Below are 20,487 nucleotides of genomic sequence, written 5' to 3'. Positions count from 1 at the left end.
TATAATATACCATATTTGAGGTTTGTATAGCCTGATAGAATGCAACAAAGCCCCGGTAAGTCAGGGCTCTTACATGATTTTCAATGTTATGTAAGGCTATATTATGGAAATAGTTTACTCGTGGGTAGATTATTATAAAGAATGCTTGGCTGGCGCCCGAAGGACACTGTCTTCGCACGAATTAACCTTCTAGCAAGCCTCTGGCGAAGGTAGTAGAACAAAATCTAGAGGTGCTCAAGCTTTGTTAACCATTGATTAAAATGACTACACTGAGATCTAATTGTATCAAGCCCAATTTCCATCACAGTTAAACAGCCGTGAAAAGGTTTTTCATATTCGGGAAATATCTCTAAGATTCTTTTCGACGGTGCAGTTAATGGAGAATTATTGATTTCCTCTGGTGATTCAACAGATTGTGCTATTGTACGAATAAAATCCACCTTTTCTTCGGAGTTAGGAAAAGTATAAGCTATTTTTTCAGGAGTACAAAAAAGAAATGCTTCAAATTCATGTAACATTAGATACGGAATAAACCTAGTGTCGTTTATATCCTGTTTCATTTGCTCTTCAAGATATTCAACTTGCACATATCCATTTCCATTTGGCAATGAAGCATATCCAGGGGCATCTGTTGGAAAAGCATAGAAATCAAACATGGTTGTTATAGCAGTTATATTTGAATCTCGACGAAGTAGTTGAATATCCGTCTTGATTTTGCTGTAACTGTCTACTCCGCCTCTATGTCTCCTACAGTTACTTACTCTTTTAGTACACACCCTAGTGGCATATGGGAAAATGTGATATCTACTAAGATGGTCAGCCAAGATTTCTTTAACAAAGGTTTCCTCAGTTTGCCCCTCAACTAAAACGGCTACTCTCTTTATCACTATGGTCTACCTCCAAGGACATTCTTTTCCCAGAGTTCTCCTAAGGAGTATACTTCGAGCCAATCTGTTAACTCTTGAGAAGTAGGCCTTTTAAAAATGGATTGATCATTCTGGTAATCTACTACGATTAAATCCTCTGGCTCTAATTGATCAACTAATAAAAGGGATTGAGTTGAAGCAATTATTTGAGTTTTTTTAGACACACTTTTAAATAGTGAACCTAAAATGTTAATTGCATAAGGGTGCAAACCTAGTTCGGGCTCATCAATTAGAATACAAGAAGGAAGATCTGGCTGTAATAACAATGTGGCAATACAAATAGTTCTGATTGTGCCATCAGAGAGCTGACTAATATCAAAATAATTATCAGATTCTTTATGTTTCCATTCAAGTCGAATCTTGTCTGGATTCAATTTTACAGGCTCTAAAATAAAGTCTTCAATAAATGGGGCTATCAATTGTACAGTCTTTAGAATATAGGAATAATGTTCAAAATGATTTTGTTTTAGTAGGTAGAGAAAAGCTGCTAAATTAGACCCGTCAGGTCGAAGAATCCGATTATCATTGATGTCACAATTCCCTTTAATCCTAGATGATTCACTAGTATCATGAAAATGATATACACGCCATCTTTTGAGCGAATCCAGAACTTGTTGGTTGGCAACAGAATATTTATTATTTGATGCACGAAATAAAGAAGTTTCTTTGTGTCCAGAGCCGAGATTGTCCTCCTCAGGCTTTGGATAGGATTTATCATAGTATGAGATATACTCCTTAGCGAAAAACAATTGATTATTATTCGTAGGTTCTAAAACAAACTCATACGTGTTCTTGCCGAATTCCAAATATACATCAATTGAATCTGTTTGTTTTTGTCCAAAATATAAAAGAGTATTAGAACCTCCAGACTTTGTAACGTAATTCTGTAACCTTGCATTAACCATTTCATTTAGCATTTTAAAGAAAGAAATAAAGTTAGATTTTCCAGCCCCATTTGGTCCAATAAGTAGATTGAGGGAGGAAAGTTTGATATCAGAATGCTTAATTGATTTAAACCCTTTAATTTTGATTCTATCTAGTTGCGGCATTATACCACCTCAGTTTCTTAAATACACTTTTGAAATAAATAAATTCTATTTATTATCCTGCAATCCTTCTTTGAATTATAGGTTTTAATTTTGTTATTAGGTCAATATTGCAAGAAAAAGACGAATTTCGAATTCCAATGATAAATCATTTTGGAATTTATTTGATATGACTAGCTCCATTATATCAATTAGGTTGTTGAAAAACCATCCTCCTAAAAGCCGTAGAAGCAACTCTTTAAAGATGTGGGTCTTGATACAGCTCTAAGACCGTACTCACTTAGACCTACCCATCTTCACTACTATCTGACTGGTGTGCTGCTTTCGCCGCCTTTTGCATTATAACCGATTGCTGCATACCCACTAAGTCGTTATGGTACATCCACTTAGGTAGTCAGCATCTTGACCTTAGAACCAGGATTCCTCCAACCTGTGCCGTTATTTTGAGCATTTCGTCCCGTCTTTTGGTCTGCAACCTTATCTCAAAATCATGGTATATTCTCCTATTTAAAAATTGATTCCATTCTTTAAATTATTAACCAATTGTACTCCAATTATCTTGCCGCCAGTAGGCTACGGGCCCCAGACCAGCAAAGCCCTACAAGGAACTTAATATTGAACCTTTTTCCACTCACGTTTAAGTACAGTGGAGTAGATCCACTATCTGATGCAACCCTGGCTCTTCTCCAGTCCACATTCAGCTCGAGAGCGATGCCAAAAGCTATGGCTGTAACCCTGCTGGGATTATAACCTTTTCCGCTGCGGATTTTGGAAAACAGTTTACGGTCGATATTGGCAGAAATCTGATATTTACGACACTACCAGGAAAGGCAACCCTTTCTATGTTACTGAAAATGATAATTCTAAAGTCAAAAAAACACTCAAGGAAATTTTTACATTTCTAATTGTTCCATTAATGATCTTTTCAGTTATTGTATACGCAGCTTCATCTGCAGATTCTATCAAAACCTTAAATACAAGTTCCCCGCCAAGTAATCAAAGCACAAATACACAGATTGGAATTAATGTTTCAAGGACTGATGCTGAGTATTTAAGCGAACTCCAAAATATTAATAATAAAATAAACGCAAACAGAATGCTATTATCCGAACAACATAAAATCGCATGGGAAAAAAGAAACATTAATAATTACAAATCCATAGTACTTGACGGGATTGTAATTTGCGATAAAAGCGATCAAAGATTAAACATGCTTAAAAACTCAGATTACTTCAAACCTCTTGGAGACATCACCAGAAATCTAGTTTCCAACTCAAAAAATGCTTATACCAATTATTTGAATTATACAAATAACCGCAACCCATCTAGCATTGAAATCGGTAATAAGTATACAAACATAATTAATCAGAGCAAAGATGAATTTATAATTACATTTGAACAATTATTGAAGAATGGAAACTACAATTATTCTTCTGAAAACGGAAAAATAACTTATTTTATTAACAAATGAGAAAGGAGAACTGAGAATGGCTAAACAAAGAAATGCCAACGGGGAGGGTAGCATACATCAAAGAAAAAGCGGAATTCATGAAGGTAAATGGGTAAGTCAAATCACAATTGGTACCGATCCCGAGACAGGCAAACCTAAACGTAAAACGTTCTATGGCAAAACAAGAGCCGAGGTCAAAGCTAAGCTAAAAGAAGCCATGAAGGAACTAGAAAAAGGCATTGATCTCCAAGCTCAGTCTAAGCTTTCATTCGGGGAATGGTTAACCGATTGGATGGAAAACTATAAGAAAATGGAGCTAAGACTAGCCACCTGGGAGAACTACCAAAGATCAATCAAGAAGCATATAATGCCACAGTTAGGTGACATCCCCCTTGGGAACCTAAACACAAGTGATATACAGAAACTTTATAACAAAATGAAAACTAACAACGCAGCATCCGCAACGATCAGGAGAAACCATCAAATCATCAACTCATGTCTTTCCCAAGCTGTAAAGAATCGTCTAATTAGTTGGAATCCCGCTATAGCGGTTACTTTACCAAAGCTAGAAACAAAACAAGTCAAAGCCATGAACAAAGTGGAAATGAACGCATTCTTAGAAGCCATCGAAACTGAGGTATTAAGAGCAGCATTCTTAATACTAATTGGAACAGGATTAAGACTAGGAGAAGTGCTAGGGTTACGTTGGAAAGATATAGACTTTCGTGAAAAAACAATTAATGTCGTTCAAGCACTTGTAAGAACTAAATCAGAAGGCTTAATCCTTGAAAGTCCTAAAACCGAAAAATCAAAAAGGCTACTACCAATTCCCAAGGAAATAGCAGTAGCCACAAGATTACACAGAATCAAGCAAAGAAAAATTAAAAAGTATGCTAAAGAAGCATATGAGGATAACGATCTTATCTTTAGTACAAAAAGCGGAAAACCAATAAACCCTAGATTCTTGACTAAAAAGTATTATGAAATCCGCAAAAGAGCCGGTATCTCAAGCGAAATAAATCTTCATGCATTACGACATACCTATGCAACAAGATTACTTGAAGAAGGTGAAAATATTAAAACCGTTTCCGAGCTACTAGGGCATACAGATATATCAACAACTGGAAATACTTACGCTCATGTTATGCCAGAAATAAAGCGTACTGCTTCTGATAAAATGAATAACTTACTAAAGAAAAAATCCCCTCGTAAACGAGAGGATTAGTTTTAATTTCTATATTGCAGTAACGTTGCAGTATTTGAACGACTTTTCAGAATGACTAAAACCCTGAAAGCCTTGATATTACTGGTCGGAGCGACACGATTTGAACGTGCGACCTCTACCACCCCAAGGTAGCGCTCTACCAAGCTGAGCCACGCCCCGACTTATAACCCTCTTCCGAAGGCTTTTATAGGATAACATATTAGAACTTAAATCGCAACCCCTAAGTTTATTTATCCTCTAATTCCACTTCCGTGTTTTCAAGGAATCGAGCAACCAGATTATAGAAACCTATTGTGAGGGTTAGCTCTACTAACTCTTGATTGCTAAGAGATTTTGATAGTTCCTCAAAAGCTTCTTCGCTGGATTTTACATTTATTGTGACCTCTTCAGTATACCTAAGCACAGCGAGTTCTTGATGATTAAACATTGACCGATCCCGGTCTAACCTTAAAGAATCAATTTGCTCCTCCGGAACGCCAACCTGACGAGCTAAAATTTCATGCTGATGCCACTCATAATGTGAGTTGCATAACCTGGCTATCCGAAGGATAGCTAATTCCCGTAGGCGAGCATCAAGTTTTGCTTGGGTCAGCAGAGAATTTCCTAAACGCATAAAATGCCGTGCACTTTTTTCCGCATGAGCCATCATTTTATTGATATTTAACACACTTAGTTCAGACTTTCCGCCTGTGATCATATTTCTTGTTTTTTCGGGCATCTCCTCAAGTGATAGCATTGGCAATCGAGCCATAGCTACTCCCCCTTATATTACAATCCTAATATCAGTAGGTAATTTTTTAAATCTTCTGCTCATTTTCCCTTCTTCCCCAACTAGGGTATTAAAGGGTCCGAGCTGTTCATCTTTCTGATATGGGAACCATCCTTGATTACAGAACAAGCAGATACATTCGATTCTATTGTAGCCTATGAAACCAAAAACCGGGCCAATTGGGCCGCAAACACAAGTAGCTAATATAGCCCGCATAAAGGCATAACCATATTTATGAAAGACGAAATTCTCTGATTTACATTTGGGACATCTGCTATAAATTCCCGGTGCTCCAATGCCACAGTGTGGACAATGATTAGAATTCTCTAAGACAGACTTTCCACAAGCTCTACAGTCTACTTCTTTGCTTCGAACTTGGTACATCCCAGACAACTCCTTTTCCCCATCACACCTGCCTAGCTAATCAAAGAGCGATGGTAGATGCTTTTTGCGCTTTAATATTGGAACTAAAGCGGCCGCATTTAATAGCTCGCTTTATTCGTAATTTGGAGAATATTATTGACTATTTCTTACCGTACTCTTATTCACATAGATATCCATATGATCTTTAATAACTCTTGGAGTGATCATTTGATGCACGGGGCAAATGGATTTTGGGTTTTGATATACTCCGTTAACAAATGCTTTGATATAATTGCGCAACTCTGGCATCTTGACGATTTCGTCAACAAAACCTCTCTTGGCACAGTAAGCAGGTCTGGATTTTTCATTATATGATTGAATTAGCTCATTCATCTTAGAAATAGTATCATCCAGAGATTTACCGTTATCTTGGTCTTTAACTAATCTGCGGGAATACATAGCTGCCGCAGCAGTCTCTCCATGCATTACATTGATCTCTGTAGCCGCAGTACCAATACTAAAGGCATTGGTTTTACCCCCTTGAGGTCCACCTAATACATAATGTGCCGCAGCTGTACCCTTTCTAAGGGTGATCTCCATCTGAGGAATATCAGTGTTCTGGATCGAATAAATCTGAGACTGTCCTAAGCCTAATAGTTCAGCTGACTCTGCGATATCCCCAACATCAATACCAGTGGTATCCTGAATCCAAACGACGGGCAGTTTGTCACGATTACAGAGAGTAATAAATTCACTCATCTTAATCAAGCCCTGACGATAGAGCTTACCACCAATACCCATATATTCTTTGGTGTATTCAGGATAGTCTTTTAACAACCCCTGCTTATTCGCAACAAATCCACAAAGTAAACCATCAATTTTAGCAATACCTGTGTACATTTCAATGCCATAGTCCGGCTTATATTCCATATGCTCGCTGTTATCAAAGAGTCGTGCTAAGACTTCGTAAATGTCGTAGACTCTCCTCTGATTCGCGGGAACGATGCTGAGGAGATCTTCGACGGCAAATTTGGGCTCGGCGGGATCGGCAACTCTGAAGAACTCCGGATTGTAGGCAGGCAGAGCCCCTACATATTTTTTAATAGTATCCAAAACTCCTTCTTCAGTCTCAGCTACTTCGCGAAAGAAACCGGTAACACCTTGGTGAATTTCGACCCTTCCCGGGGGTGTTGATTTCAATTGGCGCGTGGCATCAATTAAGGACTGAGCAGCTTCCTCATCGATATAGCCTTTAGGACTCATTCCGCCAACAATTCCAGCCCCCCCGACAGCCATGTTCGCTTTCTTATGGGCGATCAAAATAGTGGGGCTAATGCTGTGATATCCCCCGCCGGCCGGATTCGTCCCATAGATACCTACAATAACTGGCAGACCCAACTGCTCAAGTTCTGTATGTCTATAGAAGGGAGTTCCTCCACCGATACGATTTGCGTATACCTCTTCTTGATGGCTAAGCTTCACCCCACTACAGTTTAAAATCCATACTAACGGCAAGTTCATTCTCTTAGCTATGTCGGTTACTCGGGTAATATTTTCTGCTTGCCCCGGAATCCAAGCACCAGCTAAATACTTGTTATCCGAAGCAATCACTACGACCCATCTACCGTTAACTTTTCCTATTCCGTCGATTACTCCGGTGGTCCCTTCTTCGTTGAAGGTCGGATCAAAAATGGTGTGCAGCGGACACCAGGTACCAGGTTCAACTAGGTAATCAATACGCTGCCAGGCCGTCCATTCTCCGCCAGCATTAACTTTAGAGTCAGGTTTCCCACCTGCTTTAATTCGATTAACCTCAGCATCAATTTCAGCTTCAACTGCTAACAGCTCATCGGCATTTTTTGTATTTACCTTTTTTAAGGCACTTCCTAGATCCTGCATCTTAGAAAAATATCTGGGCATTGAATATCCGAACTCACTCACCTAAAACAACTCCTTTTAATTACCAATTGTGCTTTGATAAATTAGGTATAAGCTGTCTCTTCCGTTTAGTTTAGGATAAAGCTTGAAAGCTGAATTAATTCTCAACTTCCAAGCTTATAATTATTTAAAACTATTCAAGGACAATTAGCACATCACCATCAGCAACTTGCTGACCTTCTTTAACGACAATTTCTTTGACAATGCCATCTTCCGGTGCAAAAATTGGATTTTCCATTTTCAAAGCTTCAAGGATAATTACCTCATCGTCTTCAGCAATAGCATCTCCAACCTTAACGAGAATCTGAAAAACTTTCCCTGCCATTGGGCTTTCAATAGTTGCCATTATTAATTTCCTCCTTAAAATTACTATTTTTTCTCTTATATTCTAAAGTTAAGAATGAAAGTCCTTACCCGGCAATTCTAATGTATGCTACCAAATCAGAGCTGCAATTAGCTTTTCCAGGTGACTTAATGTGCTTAAGCGGATAATCACCTTAACTCAGGTACATAATATTTTTTACTTCAACACGCTTAGAAACATGCCTGCTGCCACTGCGGTCCCGATAACACCAGCCACATTGGGTCCCATAGCATGCATTAACAGATAGTTTTTCTTATCTGCCTCTGAACCCACTTTATGAACTACTCGGGCAGCCATAGGAACAGCTGAAACACCGGCAGCGCCGATTAGCGGATTTATTTTTTCTTTACTAAAAAGGTTCATGAGGTGAGCTAAACCAATGCCACAGGCGGTAGAGGCGGCAAAAGCGACCGAACCTAAAACAAACACCCCGATGACCTTTGGACTTAAAAACACCTCTGCCGGCATTGTGGCCCCAACTGAAATTCCCAAGAATATTGTCACAATATTCATAAGTTCATTTTGAGCGGTAAGACTCAGCCGCTCTACCACCCCGGATTCCCTTAACAGGTTACCAAAACAGAACATACCCATGAGAGCAGCAGCATCTGGTACAACTAGGGTAATTACTATAACCGTAATAATAGGAAAAAAAATTTTTTCCAATTTCGATACCTTGCGTAAGGATTTCATCCGGATTTTTCTCTGAGCTTCAGTGGTTAGCAATTTCATAATTGGAGGTTGGATAACCGGAACTAATGCCATATAAGAGTAGGCTGCCACTGCGCAAATTCCCATCATTTCTGGAGCAAGTTTAGAAGCTAGAAAAATCGTCGTTGGTCCGTCAGCTCCTCCAATGATGCCGATGACAGCGGCTTGGTCAATACTGAACCCTAACGCTAAAGCACCAAAAAAAGTGACGTACACCCCTCCTTGAGCACCTGCACCTAAAAGGAGAGTCCTGGGATTTGCAATAACCGGACCAAAGTCAGTCATAGCTCCAATGCCCAGGAAGATCAAGGGAGGAATCACTGCCCACTCTTCGCCATAATGGTAGAAACGCCAAAGCAATCCTTGATTAGGTTCCATGATATCCGATGGAAGGTTAACTAAAAGAATTCCAAAAGCAATCGGTAATAAGAGAAGCGGCTCAAACCCTTTTTTAATGGCCAGGTAAACAAACGTTAAGGCTATGGCCCACATAACAAAATGGCCCCAATAAAGATTATCAAATGCCATGGCTGCCCACATATTTTGAAAAAGCTCCATTTGACAAATACTCCTTTTTTATAAGATTATCTTTAGCCGATTAGCCCTATGATTCCTGTTTCTCTTGTTTCTTCTCTAAAGCAATTGCAAGCTTAGAGCTTAATCTAACCATCATCATTAAAAGTGTCATAACTATAAAAACTCCAGATAATCCAGAGATTAAGGTAGTTAGTGGTAATGGCATTTACTCCCCCCCCTTTCTTGCATTAATCAAGGTCTTTGTTGCACTGCGAGTACTTCATTTTTTTGCGAATATCTGTTAGAGGTATCTCCGTCGATTGAGAAAATAAACTAAGATAGTTAACTGCATTAGTCAGCCATTTGGTTACTATTCATTCGTGAACATTTATTAAAATCTCAGCTTTACACCTCCAAAAAATTAGCTAATAATTTTAATTAATCAATTATTAGTTGCAATATCCATGCCAGATTATAAATAGATCCTTAGAATTTAAATTTTTAAAGTTTCCTAATCATGAAGATTCTATTGCAGTGTAAGTACACTCGTGAGGTTAGGGTTGTATGACTAGAACAAAAAGAGCATTCTAAAACTGAATGCTCTCAAAAAATCTATGTCAAGCAAGAAGACCACAATGTTTTCACAAAATATTTAGTTTACTTTCTGTTGACCCAATCTAAAGTGTTGTGTTTTCAGGACAGATCTCCTTCAATTTAAATGACAGTCAACAAGCTTTATTCACTATGACTCAACAATCATAGCGATCCCTTGTCCACCGCCGATACACAATGTGGCTAGCCCACGATGCGCATTTTTGCGTTTCATTTCGTACAGCAATGTCACAAGAATTCGGGTTCCGGAAGCCCCAACAGGATGACCAATGGCAATCGCACCACCTATGAGCAATTCTTTAAATTGGTTTTTGAACGACTACCGATTGGGTTGGTAACCAAGTTCGATCCCAGCGATAATTTGCATATGAATGTTGGACGTCCCTTCAAGAGTTTCAAACTGCTTGGCATCTCGGAGCCATCTGCCGCAGGGATATTCAGTGGAGTATCCATAAGAACCGTATATCTTCATAGCCATATTGGCAGCATGAACAGCCGCCATACAGCCATAAAGCTTAGCCATGGAAGTCGCCTGCTGATTCGGCAAATTATTGTCTTTTAACCAGGCAGCATGATAAACAAGGTGTTTTGCTGCTTCATCTTCAAGCTTCATTTCAGCAAGTTGGGCCTGGATCATTTGATACTTTCCAATGGGTTTACCAAACTGAGTACGCTCATTGGCATATTGAACTGCACCTTCCAGACAAGCTGCTGAAAGCGCCGCTGAACCGGTGGCACAACCCATACGAGTGTTGTTCAACATCCACATACATATTTGAAAACCTTTATTAAGCGGTCCTAAAAGGTTTTTCTTCGGGATCACAGCATTTTCAAACACCAGTTCAGAAGTCGGAGCCGGCCACATGCCCACCTTTGAAAGAATTGGAATTCTTGTTATCCCAGGGGTTTTATTGTAGTCTACTATAAAACAGGATATTCCTTTGGCCCCTGCGCCTTTTTCAGTAACAGCATAGAGAAGACCGACATCACAGGAATGGCCTCCGGAAATCCACATTTTAGATCCATTCACCAACCAGTGGTCGCCTTTGTCTTCAGCAAATGTCTTCATACTTGCCACATCAGAACCGGTATTGGCTTCAGTTATAGCAAAGCTACCTACAAAGGAACCATCTACCAGCCCAGGGATATACGTTTGTTTTTGCTCTTCAGTACCATACTGATTGATTGTCATTGCTGGACCCCAACAGTTGCCGCTGATGCTCAGTCTCCAGGAAGTATGAACCTTGGCAATTTCATAGAGAGCTAGAACTCCCTCCATCCAACCCATGCCATTTCCTCCATACTCCTCAGGTATGCTCCAGCCTAACAGTCCTAAATCGCCCAATTTGCTCAGGATCTCCCTGCGATAGTAATGGTTTTCTTCATCCTCTTCGATAAAAGGAGCAATTTCCTTTAGAGCGAAATTACGCGCCATATCTTGTATCATTTGTTGATCTTCAGTCAATGCAAAATCCATAATTGTCCCACCCCTTAGCTTAAATTAATTTTGAGGCTGATTAATATTTAACTTTCAACACTTTCGCCTTCAGTTAACGTATGTTTTAAAACAATCTAAAAAATTCTTTTTAAATATTTCACCCCCAATTATCTATTCAGTGCTGATAGCAATGAGATTAAAGAGTACCTGCTCCACTGTGTTCCAAATGATGAAGTATTTACACACAATTCCATTTCCCATAAATATTGCAATAATTATGCCAACAACGAATTCCTTTAACAATGCTTATCTTTTTGCCATACTATTCAAATTTAGTTCTGTTCATCATCAAAATTGTACGGATTAGAGGACAGCTTTCCGGCTTTTCTGACACATTTTTTCTTAAATAAATTGGCTAAAATTGACTGAAGTGCAAGAAGGTTTTATTTTAATTACAGAAGGGTCATTAAATAGTTATGACAATAAAAAGAAAGGGAATTAAGACCATATGGATAATAAACCTAACAAGTGGATAGAAAACAATATAACTTTGGGCAAAAACGTTACCGTTAGCAAAGGAAAAGATTTCATTCATAGATTGGCTGTCGATATAACGATAGGGGTGGACTGATAGTACGTTTACCTGACGGTCATTACAAGAATATTAGCCGAAGATGTGGGTTTAAGAAATAAATCACAATTACATTTATGATTTGGCAATCAGATATGATTTTTAATATTGGATATTTATAGTATAATGTCTTAAATAAGACCAGCGTATGCCAGTATTTGTATGGCAACGGGAGGAGAATAACTAATGGTAGTTCCTGAAAACTTAAATTATACTTCATGGCTTACCGTTAAACAGATGATGAATAAGCATTTTAATGTTATTCATTCTGAAGATTCTCTGCGTACTGTAATTCAATACTACCAGGATTCCAGACTGGATACTCTTCCAGTCGTTGATCAAAAAAATAAGTTAATTGGAGTTTTCCCTAAAAAAAGGTTATATAAAGCACTGCTGGATGGATTCAGCTTAGATGATCCCTGCACACCATACATAGTTTATAAACCAATTTCAGTATCTTGCGACGTATTCTATGATGAAGTATCCCTGGTAGTGCGCTCCAGCAAAAGCACTGTGGATTGCGTCGTTGTCGTTGATGATCAAAGTAAGCCCGTTGGAATGATCGGAACGGCAGAATATCTCCGCGGAAGTCAAAAATTAATCATGACCTCAAACATTTTGCTTGAATCTATTTTCAACGCCAATTATGAAGGTATTATCGTCATTGATAATAATCAAAAGATATTACGAACTAACCCAATCGCTGAAAACATGTTTGGACTTAAGTCTTCCGAAATTAAGGGGCTGGACCTGGAAGAGGTTCTCCCAGATCTACTGCTCAATAGCAAGCGCAATCGGGGAATAAAACAGACAATCCAATCCCTGCCAGTTATTGTTAGTCAAGCACCTATTATTGCCGATAATGTTCAAATCGGAACAAAAATTGCTTTCGTGGATATCTCAGATATGGAAGAAATGGCTCGGGAGCTTGAGATCGTTAAGGACCTGCAAACCAGTCTTGACGGAGTTCTAAACGCTTCCTCGGATGGTGTTTTTGTTTCAGATATTTCAGGTCATGTAAAATATGTCAATGAAAGCGGCTGCCGACTTATTTCCGACACTGCAGAAGCCATGACAGGTCTGCCAATAAAAGACCTTTTATTAAGCGGAGTTCCTGCTGAGGTCAGTAAAACTGGCCTTGCTGAAGTAGAAATATGCAGCATTAACGACAGAAACTGCATTGTTTCACATATACCTATAAATAATGTTATAAATGAAAAGAATCAGACCGTAGGGGTCGTCAGTACCGTCTATGTTGATGATAATCGACTTACAGAAGAAATAGCTCGAAAGTGGCTCTCTTTAAGACAACAAGTCCAGTATTACCGCGATGAGCTTGAAAAGCATGGTAATAGTTTTGATAAGTTAGTTTCCAAAAATCCGGGCTTTATTAAGATGAAAAAGGAAGCCCAGCGCATTGCCCGCAGCAGTTCAACGGTTCTTCTGACTGGGGAAAGCGGGGTAGGTAAAGACATGTTTGCTCGCGCCATTCATGCTGCCAGTCCCCGAGCAAATTATCCTTTTGTAAAAGTTAATTGTGCCGCCATTCCTGAACAACTTTTAGAATCTGAACTCTTTGGCTACGCTCCTGGTTCATTCACCGGAGCCTCCCGGAAAGGTAAAACTGGGTATTTTACTCAAGCTCATGAGGGGACTGTCTTCCTTGATGAAATTGGAGATATGCCCCTATCGATACAGGTAAAGATCTTACATGTTTTACAGGACAAAGAATTTATGCGGGTCGGTGGAATCAAGAGTCAGAAAGTGGATGTTCGAATCATTGCCGCGACAAACAAAGATTTGCGGGAAGCTATAAGTAAAGGTATGTTTCGAGAAGATCTATTTTATCGTTTAAATGTTATACAGTTCAACCTACCGCCTCTGCGGGAGCGTTCAGAAGATATATTGCCTTTAGCTAATGTGTTTATACAAAAATACAATCAAATTTTAGGATCCACTGTAGTAGGCATTGCTCAAGCTGCCAAAGATGCCTTATTACTGCATTCTTGGCCTGGTAATATCAGAGAGCTGGAAAATGCCATCGAACGAGCTGCCAATTATGTTTGGGAAGGTGAAATTGGAATAGAACACCTGTCGGCACAGATCTTTCAATTTGGCAAGCAAGACTATGAACCCTCCTCCTATCGCGCGATACTAAGTGATGTCGATAAAGAAATGCTTTTAGTGGCTCTAAAAAAAGTCAATGGAAATAAAAGTGCTGCTGCTCGCCTCCTCAAAATGAGCCGATCAGCATTTTATGAAAAACTTGGCAAATATAATCTTTCCTAAGTGAACTCATTCAACTAAAGTTAACATGGTGACTTCGGTGGGGGAGTCTACCCGCACCGAAGTGGAGTACGGGGTCACCACTCCTACTTAAGAAGTAGGAGCCTTAACGATTGGATAAAAGGCCAAAAACATCCTGAAATAAGGAATGTATTTGGCCTTTTACATTATTAACATTAAAGTGATTTCCGAAATCTCGTGACACATGTGTATAACCAACTTAGAATCACTAGATATCTATTATTCCATACTGATGTAATTTATTGTAAAACGATTTCCTAGAAATCCCCAACGCTCTCAAGGCATTGGTACGGTTATTGTTGCATGCGTTTAAAGCCGATAAGATTACTTCCTTTTCGACACTTGCTACAATTTCTTTTATATCATAGGACCTATCTTTAACATTTGAGCGTTGCTTTTTACGAATAATGCGTGCTGGCAAATGATTAGAGGTAATGACTTTACTGTTGCTGACAATGCTTGCATGTTCAAGAACATTTTTTAGTTCCCGAATGTTACCTGGCCACTCATAGCTCTTAAGAAGTCTTTCTACTTGGGGAGACAGAGTCAGTTCATGACCCACCTCTCCAGAAAATTGTTTAAGAAATACTTTGGCCAGTTCTAAAATATCATCTTTTCGCTCACGCAGCGGCGTCAACATGATAGGAACAATATTCAGCCGATAATACAGATCACTTCTGAAGGAACCTTCTTCAATCATACTTTCTAAATTTCTATTTGTTGCTGCAATTACTCGGATGTCGACTTTAATAGCCCTTGTACCACCTATTCGTTCAAACTCCTTCTCTTGTAGTACGCGCAACAATTTAGCCTGCATGGTAAGGCTCATATCACCAATTTCATCCAAAAAGATTGTTCCTCTATGAGCCAGTTCAAACTTGCCGAGTTTCCCTCCCTTTTTGGCCCCGGTAAAAGCTCCATCTTCATAGCCAAAGAGTTCACTTTCTATTAAGTCCTCAGGAATGGCAGCACAGTTAACCTTAATCATAGGCTTATTTTTACGGGCGCTGCTGTTATGAACAACTCTGGCTAATACTTCTTTGCCAACACCACTTTCACCCAGGATTAACACCGTGCTGTCTGTTTTCGCGACTTTAGCTGCTAACTTTAAGGTTTCTTTCAAACGACTGTTCCGCCCTATGTATTCTTCGAAGGAATTAGGCAGGTGCTCTTCTTGGTCTAACTGTTCTTTCAAATAATCTGCAACACCCTTTGTTTGATTCAACTCACGATTTAGTTCAACAACGTCATTAATGTTTTTAAATATCGAAACACAACCGATGATTTTCTTGCCATTATATAATGGAAATGTACTTCCTACCACATTTATACCAAGAGAATCTAAGTAGCTTCGACGACAGTAACTAGACTGGCCGGTACAAAGTACTTCGATGGTCTTAGCGCTTGGTTCTATTCTGTCCAACCTCCGTCCCAAAACTTTTGCAATAGGAACGCCTAATATTTTCGCATAGGCCTCGTTAGCAAACACAATGGTTGTATCTGAATCTATAACAAGTACCACATCATGAATATTATTGAGAATTTTGAATAATAGTTCTGTATCCCATTTGGGAAAAAAGCTTGTTGTAACAGCATGTATAGTGCTTATCATCTAATCCCTCATTTATTTCTATCTTTTAACAATTATACAAGAAAAGTAGAGTTGCAGTAAAGGAACTATTTAAAAATTCTAACAATTAAGAGGGTCCTTGTCGAATCTGACAAAGACCCTCTTAGAGAGATCTTCCATTGAGTTGCAAGCACCTTTTATCTCTTACCATTCAATAAGTTTGTTCAATCTAAGTTTAAGTTACTCAATTTTATTGGTCCGAGTCCAGATATTCTGTGCTTGAGCAGCTTTTATCAAATCTTCACGGAAATCCGGATGGGCTAGCTCAATCAGCATTTCGGCCCGCCTATAGGTTGATTTGCCAGTTAACTTAGCCTTCCCATATTCTGTGACAATCGTCGGAGCGAAAGTTCGAGGGCAAGTAACGGCGGAGAAAGTCTTAATGCTTGGTACAATTCTAGATACTAATTTGCCCCCCTGCATGGTCGTTGAACTCATGCAAATAAAGGGTTTTCCACCTTTAGACTGGAAGCCCCCCTGGGTAAAATCTAATTGTCCGCCTGTACCGGAAATTTGCTTAATTCCCGATGATTCTGAGCTGATTTGCCCCAGCAGATCTATTTCTACAGTGTTATTTATAGTAATTTGTTTGTCATTAATTGCAATTCGACTAGGGTTATTGGTTATATCCACAGGGTAACAAGCAAAGGCCGGATTCCTGTCAATAAAATCATAGAGCTCCTTCGTCCCCATGGCAAATGTATAGACAGTTTTATACTTGTCAATGTTTTTCATGGATCCATTGACTTTTCCTTTTAAGATTAAATCAATATAAGATGTAGTGGCCATCTCTGAATGAATTCCTAGATTTTTCAGATCACTATCTGCAATCATTTTGGCAATCGTATTGGGCATTCCCCCTATACCAAATTGCAAACAACTACCATCCTCTATTTCTTCAATTAATAATGCGGCAATGGCTTTTTCGGCTTCAGTTTCTTTCGCAGGTGCAGGCAGCACAGGCAGAGGATAGCTTTTTTCCACAATATAATCCACTTCAGAAATGTGAATACACTCCTGTTCACCGCCTAAGACCCAAGGAGCCTGATCATTAACCTCCAGGATGATGGTTTTAGCTTTTTCGCAAATAGCCCGCGCATAAGAAACTGCTGCCCCAAAATTAAAGTAACCATTGTTATCCGGGGGGGTCGTTTGAATCATCGCAACGTCAGGGGGATACGTACAACCATTGCGTAAGTATGTGGGACTGCAACTATAATTGCCTGGTATATAATAGCAAAGTCCTTTCTCACCTAGTTTTCTGTCATGCCCGCTTAAATAACCGCTCATGTAGGTAAAACTCTTTTTCTCTGGATCTGCGGCACATATTTTGGGGGATACAGTAGCACATACACTTCTGACTTTAACATCACTTACCTCACCCACACGCTTGGATAAGGCTTCATCCAGAGCCTGCGGAAACATGGCAAAGTGGCTCATAAAAACCCAATCGCCGGATTTTACAACTTTAACTGCTTCTTCCGGGGTACGCAATTTACTTCGATATTCATTTTCGAACATTTTTTCTACCTCCTAGTAAAATTTTTAGAATTAGTGTGCGATTGTTGGTTGATTCTTTTTATTTAGCTCCTCTTCTTCCAATTCCTTAAGAGCTGCTACATATTTTTCATGTCCATCTGCAATTGGCTTTTTAGCCATTAACGTTAGAATTATCAGAATCGGAAGTCCAACAGCTAGTGACGGGTATAGCGAGGTACAATAGGGATTACCCGCAAAATGCCACCCTGCTGCTACGATCCCGCCTAATAACATGGACCAGAAAGCAGCCCTGCTGTCAACACGCGGCCAGAATATGGCCACCAACAGTACCACGCCGGCAACTGCCCGTATCTGAAAAGCACCGGCCATCTGAGCAAGAATAGACGTAGACTGCATACCAAAGTAAGTAGCTACCAGACCTAGGACAATGGTAAAAATCCTGGCCCAATTCATTTCTTCTTTATCGGAAATGTCCGGTTTAAAGACACGAACCATATCTTGAGTCAGCATGGTTATGCTGATGAGTAACAATGCCGGAGCTGTTGACAGAATTGCTGCCAATATACCCATAGAAGCCATTGCTGCATAGGCAGGACCCAATTTATTGGCTACCACATAAAGAATACTATTAGCACTTGCTGTAGGCATTAGAACCTTACCTGCCATACCGATCAAGGCTGGGAACAAGGCGAAGATTATTACCAGTATCGAAGCCCAAAGAATACCGTTTCTTGCGGAGGTTGTGCTTTTGGCACCGAACAGCACTACCACCACAGTGGAAGCAGCAAAAAATGACAAAGCAGTACCAAATACCCACCCAATTACCGTCAGCATATCTGGCTGAGTGAAGGCAAACATTTTCGCGGGAAGCACTGCCTGCATATGTCCTAGGCCGCCTGCAGCAGAAACTGCTACAACACATACTGTTCCTAAGCCTAAATACATTACAAAGGAATGCAGAACATTCATCCAAGCCAGGCCTTTCATTCCTCCCGTTATGGCCAGAAAAATGAAAATTGCGCCAACGATCCAGGCTAACAAAGTCTTATCCATCCCTAAAAGAGGACCCAGTATCCCAGCGGCTGCGACTGGTTGTTGTGCAAATAATATCAAATAAACCGCTACCAGAATGATCATCATTACAGATCTGGTCTTACCATCAAAGCGATGCAAGTATACCTGGGGTACGGACATGGCAGCATATTTTTTAGAAAAAGCGAGATAGATTTTGCCCGCTAAATAGAAAACAAATATACAGCCTATGCTCATTCCCCAGTTTACCCAGACCGACGAAATACCAATTTTAAAAGCTGTAGCTGCGTTACCAACTGTACCTGCGCCAGCGATTAATTCTGCAAACAAAAGTGGAATGATTAGACCAGCTGTTAGACCCTTTTTTGCCACAAAAAACTCTGCAACACTGCTTTTCTGCCTCACCATGTATAAACCTATCCCCGCAGTTAATGCAAAATATAACAACACGACCAAAGCAATCATGAGTTTTCCTCCCATTCGTTATAATTGGGACTACTTGTTAATTACATTTTTGGAAATAAAATAATCTCTAAGATATATTTTTTTTAATCTACAAGCACCCCCCTCATTTTTCCTTAAAAAGTTCAATTCTGAATATTTCATCCTCACCCCCTCTCCGGTAAATGGCACTATTTAGGTCATAGGGTCAATATTGCTGCTTCTCAGAATGAAATGTGTTTATAATTTTAATACAAGAATCATGCCAACTATATTTGAATATTGAGAAAGTTTTAATTATAATTAATACACTAATTTTTCAGATATATTTGCCGTTAGATCAGCCTAATGGTGCGGATTCAGGCCAATCCCAACCCCTCGAAGGTTAGTCAAATACTGCCCCTGCTATTTTCATAAGAAATCCTGTATCATCAAATACCGCTCTAAATGAATTCTTACAGTTGTGTAAATTGGAGACATCTAATCAAGGTTAAATCATAATTTGTGTAAAAATTGCACACCCAATGGGCTTTTTCCTTAGGCCTAATCAGTAGTCATCATAAGCATAAGCAGCATAACCTACACGATTCCTATCTGTCCTTTGTTGTGTATTTTTTACACATTATTTTTGAACTTAGTGAATTGCAGAGAAATATAGTACGCTAATGAGTGAGTATTCTGCTTCAATGACCCGTAAAATGGGGTTTGCGCTTCTCTATTAAGGCATTTAATCCTTCTTTATGGTCGGACATTTCGGAAACAATAGCCATTTGGGAAGATATAAGATCTAAAGCTGTCCGCAAGTCGTTGGTACGTTGAGCTGAATATACTGCCCGTTTAATCATTTGGACACATACCGGAGGAGAACCAGCAATTTTTTCAGCCAACTCTAAAGTGGCTTGTTCTAATTCATTAGCAGGTACCACTTTATTGACCATGCCTATTTCTTTAGCCTCATAAGCTGAAATATTATCTCCAGTCCACAAGATTTCCAAAGCTTTTGCTACCCCTACTAGGCGTGGCAAAAAGAAAGCACCGCCATCCCCAGGCACAATCCCTGCTTTCACATAACCCGACGAAAGCTGAGCATCTTCTGCAGCTACTCTGATATCACACATAAGTGCCATATCAAGACCTGCTCCTATGGCCATTCCATTGATACCACATATTACAGGTTTATCCATCATTTCTAAGGTTAGGGCAATTTTATGAATGTGATTTGTCAAAGCTCGTTTACGATCAATAGCTTTATCACCCCAAGCCTCGTTAGAGTCATCACACCCCATAAATCCCTTTCCTTTTACCATAGCTTCAACATCTCCGCCAGCTGAAAAAGCCTTACCTTTGGCGGTAACAACGATAACTCTTATATTCTGATCTGCTTGGGCGTCCTGTAAGGCCTCAGCCCATTTCCGAATCATCGGCAGGGAAAAAGCATTATACTTTTTTGGTCTGTTAAGGATAATCCTTGCAATAAAACCCTCTTTCAGATAAAGCAAATGGTTATTGTTTTCATCATGAGGAGGTTTATTAAACTTCAAGCACTCACATCTTGCCATTACCTACCCCTCCTAATAAAACATTTTTA

16 protein-coding genes, 1 tRNA gene and 2 pseudogenes are annotated in these 20,487 nt (G+C 39.5%); 3 read left to right on the top strand and 16 right to left on the bottom strand.

Going from position 1 to position 20,487, the window contains the following annotated elements; translation table 11 throughout:
* Nucleotides 1-224: 224 nt before the first annotated feature.
* The 3 genes and pseudogenes from DP73_RS18505 to DP73_RS24045 form a co-directional block, all read right to left on the bottom strand.
* Entirely contained in the window at nt 225-887 is a 663-nt protein-coding gene (locus DP73_RS18505; protein WP_052090849.1) for a DUF4276 family protein, read from the bottom strand.
* On the bottom strand, nt 887-1,975 hold the full coding sequence (locus DP73_RS18500) for an AAA family ATPase (protein ID WP_034601566.1): 1,089 nt from the start codon (nt 1,973-1,975) through the stop codon (nt 887-889). Before DP73_RS18500 ends, DP73_RS18505 begins: the two co-directional genes overlap by 1 nt.
* Nucleotides 1,976-2,670: 695 nt before the next feature.
* A pseudogene (locus DP73_RS24045) lies at nt 2,671-2,769 on the bottom strand (RNase III inhibitor); the annotation flags it as partial.
* Nucleotides 2,770-2,888: 119 nt separating this feature from the next.
* Here DP73_RS24045 and DP73_RS18495 point away from each other — a divergent pair.
* Together DP73_RS18495 and DP73_RS18490 are read left to right on the top strand one after the other, a co-directional pair.
* Complete coding sequence (locus tag DP73_RS18495; protein WP_034601565.1) at nt 2,889-3,443, top strand: hypothetical protein; 555 nt, start codon at nt 2,889-2,891, stop codon at nt 3,441-3,443.
* 16 nt (nt 3,444-3,459) lie between these two features.
* Nucleotides 3,460-4,647 carry a site-specific integrase gene (locus DP73_RS18490; protein ID WP_034601564.1) on the top strand — a complete coding sequence of 396 codons (1,188 nt, stop codon included), beginning with the start codon at nt 3,460-3,462 and terminating at the stop codon, nt 4,645-4,647.
* Between the two features lie 82 nt (nt 4,648-4,729).
* Here DP73_RS18490 and DP73_RS18485 read toward each other — a convergent pair.
* The 9 genes and pseudogenes from DP73_RS18485 to DP73_RS18450 all read right to left on the bottom strand — a co-directional run bounded on the left by DP73_RS18485 (nt 4,730) and on the right by DP73_RS18450 (nt 11,397).
* A tRNA-Pro gene (locus DP73_RS18485) sits at nt 4,730-4,806 on the bottom strand.
* A 67-nt stretch (nt 4,807-4,873) separates the two neighbouring features.
* Nucleotides 4,874-5,398 (bottom strand): carboxymuconolactone decarboxylase family protein, encoded by a 525-nt coding sequence (locus tag DP73_RS18480; protein ID WP_034601563.1) that lies wholly within the window; start codon nt 5,396-5,398, stop codon nt 4,874-4,876.
* Between the two features lie 12 nt (nt 5,399-5,410).
* The gene (locus DP73_RS18475) at nt 5,411-5,800 is read right to left on the bottom strand and encodes a hypothetical protein (RefSeq protein ID WP_034601562.1); all 390 of its coding nucleotides are present in this window, start codon (nt 5,798-5,800) and stop codon (nt 5,411-5,413) included.
* Between the two features lie 132 nt (nt 5,801-5,932).
* A complete protein-coding gene (locus tag DP73_RS18470; RefSeq protein ID WP_348982462.1) occupies nt 5,933-7,720 on the bottom strand; it encodes a carboxyl transferase domain-containing protein in 1,788 nt (595 codons plus the stop codon).
* 130 nt (nt 7,721-7,850) lie between these two features.
* On the bottom strand, nt 7,851-8,063 hold the full coding sequence (locus DP73_RS18465; protein WP_034601560.1) for an acetyl-CoA carboxylase biotin carboxyl carrier protein subunit: 213 nt from the start codon (nt 8,061-8,063) through the stop codon (nt 7,851-7,853).
* Between the two features lie 174 nt (nt 8,064-8,237).
* Complete coding sequence (locus DP73_RS18460) at nt 8,238-9,350, bottom strand: sodium ion-translocating decarboxylase subunit beta (protein WP_034601558.1); 1,113 nt, start codon at nt 9,348-9,350, stop codon at nt 8,238-8,240.
* A gap of 46 nt (nt 9,351-9,396) precedes the next feature.
* Nucleotides 9,397-9,534, bottom strand: coding sequence for an oxaloacetate decarboxylase subunit gamma (locus DP73_RS18455; RefSeq protein ID WP_034601557.1), 138 nt, complete (start codon nt 9,532-9,534; stop codon nt 9,397-9,399).
* 516 nt (nt 9,535-10,050) lie between these two features.
* Nucleotides 10,051-10,206, bottom strand: a pseudogene (locus tag DP73_RS22825) (acetyl-CoA C-acyltransferase); the annotation flags it as partial.
* Between the two features lie 33 nt (nt 10,207-10,239).
* Nucleotides 10,240-11,397, bottom strand: coding sequence for an acyl-CoA dehydrogenase family protein (locus tag DP73_RS18450; RefSeq protein WP_034601555.1), 1,158 nt, complete (start codon nt 11,395-11,397; stop codon nt 10,240-10,242).
* A 778-nt stretch (nt 11,398-12,175) separates the two neighbouring features.
* Here DP73_RS18450 and DP73_RS18445 point away from each other — a divergent pair.
* Nucleotides 12,176-14,278 carry a sigma-54-dependent Fis family transcriptional regulator gene (locus DP73_RS18445; RefSeq protein WP_034601554.1) on the top strand — a complete coding sequence of 701 codons (2,103 nt, stop codon included), beginning with the start codon at nt 12,176-12,178 and terminating at the stop codon, nt 14,276-14,278.
* A gap of 226 nt (nt 14,279-14,504) precedes the next feature.
* Here DP73_RS18445 and DP73_RS18440 read toward each other — a convergent pair whose 3' ends face one another.
* The 4 genes from DP73_RS18440 to DP73_RS18425 all read right to left on the bottom strand — a co-directional run bounded on the left by DP73_RS18440 (nt 14,505) and on the right by DP73_RS18425 (nt 20,458).
* Nucleotides 14,505-15,908 (bottom strand): sigma-54-dependent Fis family transcriptional regulator, encoded by a 1,404-nt coding sequence (locus tag DP73_RS18440; protein WP_034601553.1) that lies wholly within the window; start codon nt 15,906-15,908, stop codon nt 14,505-14,507.
* A gap of 198 nt (nt 15,909-16,106) precedes the next feature.
* Nucleotides 16,107-17,447, bottom strand: coding sequence for an acetyl-CoA hydrolase/transferase C-terminal domain-containing protein (locus tag DP73_RS18435; protein WP_034601552.1), 1,341 nt, complete (start codon nt 17,445-17,447; stop codon nt 16,107-16,109).
* Nucleotides 17,448-17,477: 30 nt separating this feature from the next.
* Nucleotides 17,478-18,923 carry a sodium:solute symporter family protein gene (locus DP73_RS18430; RefSeq protein WP_034601550.1) on the bottom strand — a complete coding sequence of 482 codons (1,446 nt, stop codon included), beginning with the start codon at nt 18,921-18,923 and terminating at the stop codon, nt 17,478-17,480.
* A 659-nt stretch (nt 18,924-19,582) separates the two neighbouring features.
* Nucleotides 19,583-20,458 carry an enoyl-CoA hydratase-related protein gene (locus tag DP73_RS18425; protein ID WP_052090847.1) on the bottom strand — a complete coding sequence of 292 codons (876 nt, stop codon included), beginning with the start codon at nt 20,456-20,458 and terminating at the stop codon, nt 19,583-19,585.
* Between the last annotated feature and the right edge of the window lie 29 nt (nt 20,459-20,487).

The sequence above is a fragment of the Desulfosporosinus sp. HMP52 genome (assembly GCF_000765145.1).
Taxonomy (GTDB): domain Bacteria; phylum Bacillota; class Desulfitobacteriia; order Desulfitobacteriales; family Desulfitobacteriaceae; genus Desulfosporosinus.
The sequence above is the reverse complement of the archived record's forward strand: the minus strand, read 5'-3'. Positions and strand labels throughout refer to the sequence as shown.

Excerpts from the sequence above, each read along its gene's own strand:
- DP73_RS18500 (WP_034601566.1), bottom strand. The coding sequence starts at position 1,975 with ATGCCGCAACTAGATAGAATCAAAATTAAAGGGTTTAAATCAATTAAG.
- DP73_RS18495 (WP_034601565.1), top strand. The coding sequence starts at position 2,889 with ATGATCTTTTCAGTTATTGTATACGCAGCTTCATCTGCAGATTCTATC.
- DP73_RS18490 (WP_034601564.1), top strand. The coding sequence starts at position 3,460 with ATGGCTAAACAAAGAAATGCCAACGGGGAGGGTAGCATACATCAAAGA.
- DP73_RS18480 (WP_034601563.1), bottom strand. The coding sequence starts at position 5,398 with ATGGCTCGATTGCCAATGCTATCACTTGAGGAGATGCCCGAAAAAACA.
- DP73_RS18475 (WP_034601562.1), bottom strand. The coding sequence starts at position 5,800 with ATGTACCAAGTTCGAAGCAAAGAAGTAGACTGTAGAGCTTGTGGAAAG.
- DP73_RS18465 (WP_034601560.1), bottom strand. The coding sequence starts at position 8,063 with ATGGCAACTATTGAAAGCCCAATGGCAGGGAAAGTTTTTCAGATTCTC.
- DP73_RS18460 (WP_034601558.1), bottom strand. The coding sequence starts at position 9,350 with ATGGAGCTTTTTCAAAATATGTGGGCAGCCATGGCATTTGATAATCTT.
- DP73_RS18455 (WP_034601557.1), bottom strand. The coding sequence starts at position 9,534 with ATGCCATTACCACTAACTACCTTAATCTCTGGATTATCTGGAGTTTTT.
- DP73_RS18450 (WP_034601555.1), bottom strand. The coding sequence starts at position 11,397 with ATGGATTTTGCATTGACTGAAGATCAACAAATGATACAAGATATGGCG.
- DP73_RS18445 (WP_034601554.1), top strand. The coding sequence starts at position 12,176 with ATGGTAGTTCCTGAAAACTTAAATTATACTTCATGGCTTACCGTTAAA.
- DP73_RS18440 (WP_034601553.1), bottom strand. The coding sequence starts at position 15,908 with ATGATAAGCACTATACATGCTGTTACAACAAGCTTTTTTCCCAAATGG.
- DP73_RS18435 (WP_034601552.1), bottom strand. The coding sequence starts at position 17,447 with ATGTTCGAAAATGAATATCGAAGTAAATTGCGTACCCCGGAAGAAGCA.
- DP73_RS18430 (WP_034601550.1), bottom strand. The coding sequence starts at position 18,923 with ATGATTGCTTTGGTCGTGTTGTTATATTTTGCATTAACTGCGGGGATA.
- DP73_RS18425 (WP_052090847.1), bottom strand. The coding sequence starts at position 20,458 with ATGGCAAGATGTGAGTGCTTGAAGTTTAATAAACCTCCTCATGATGAA.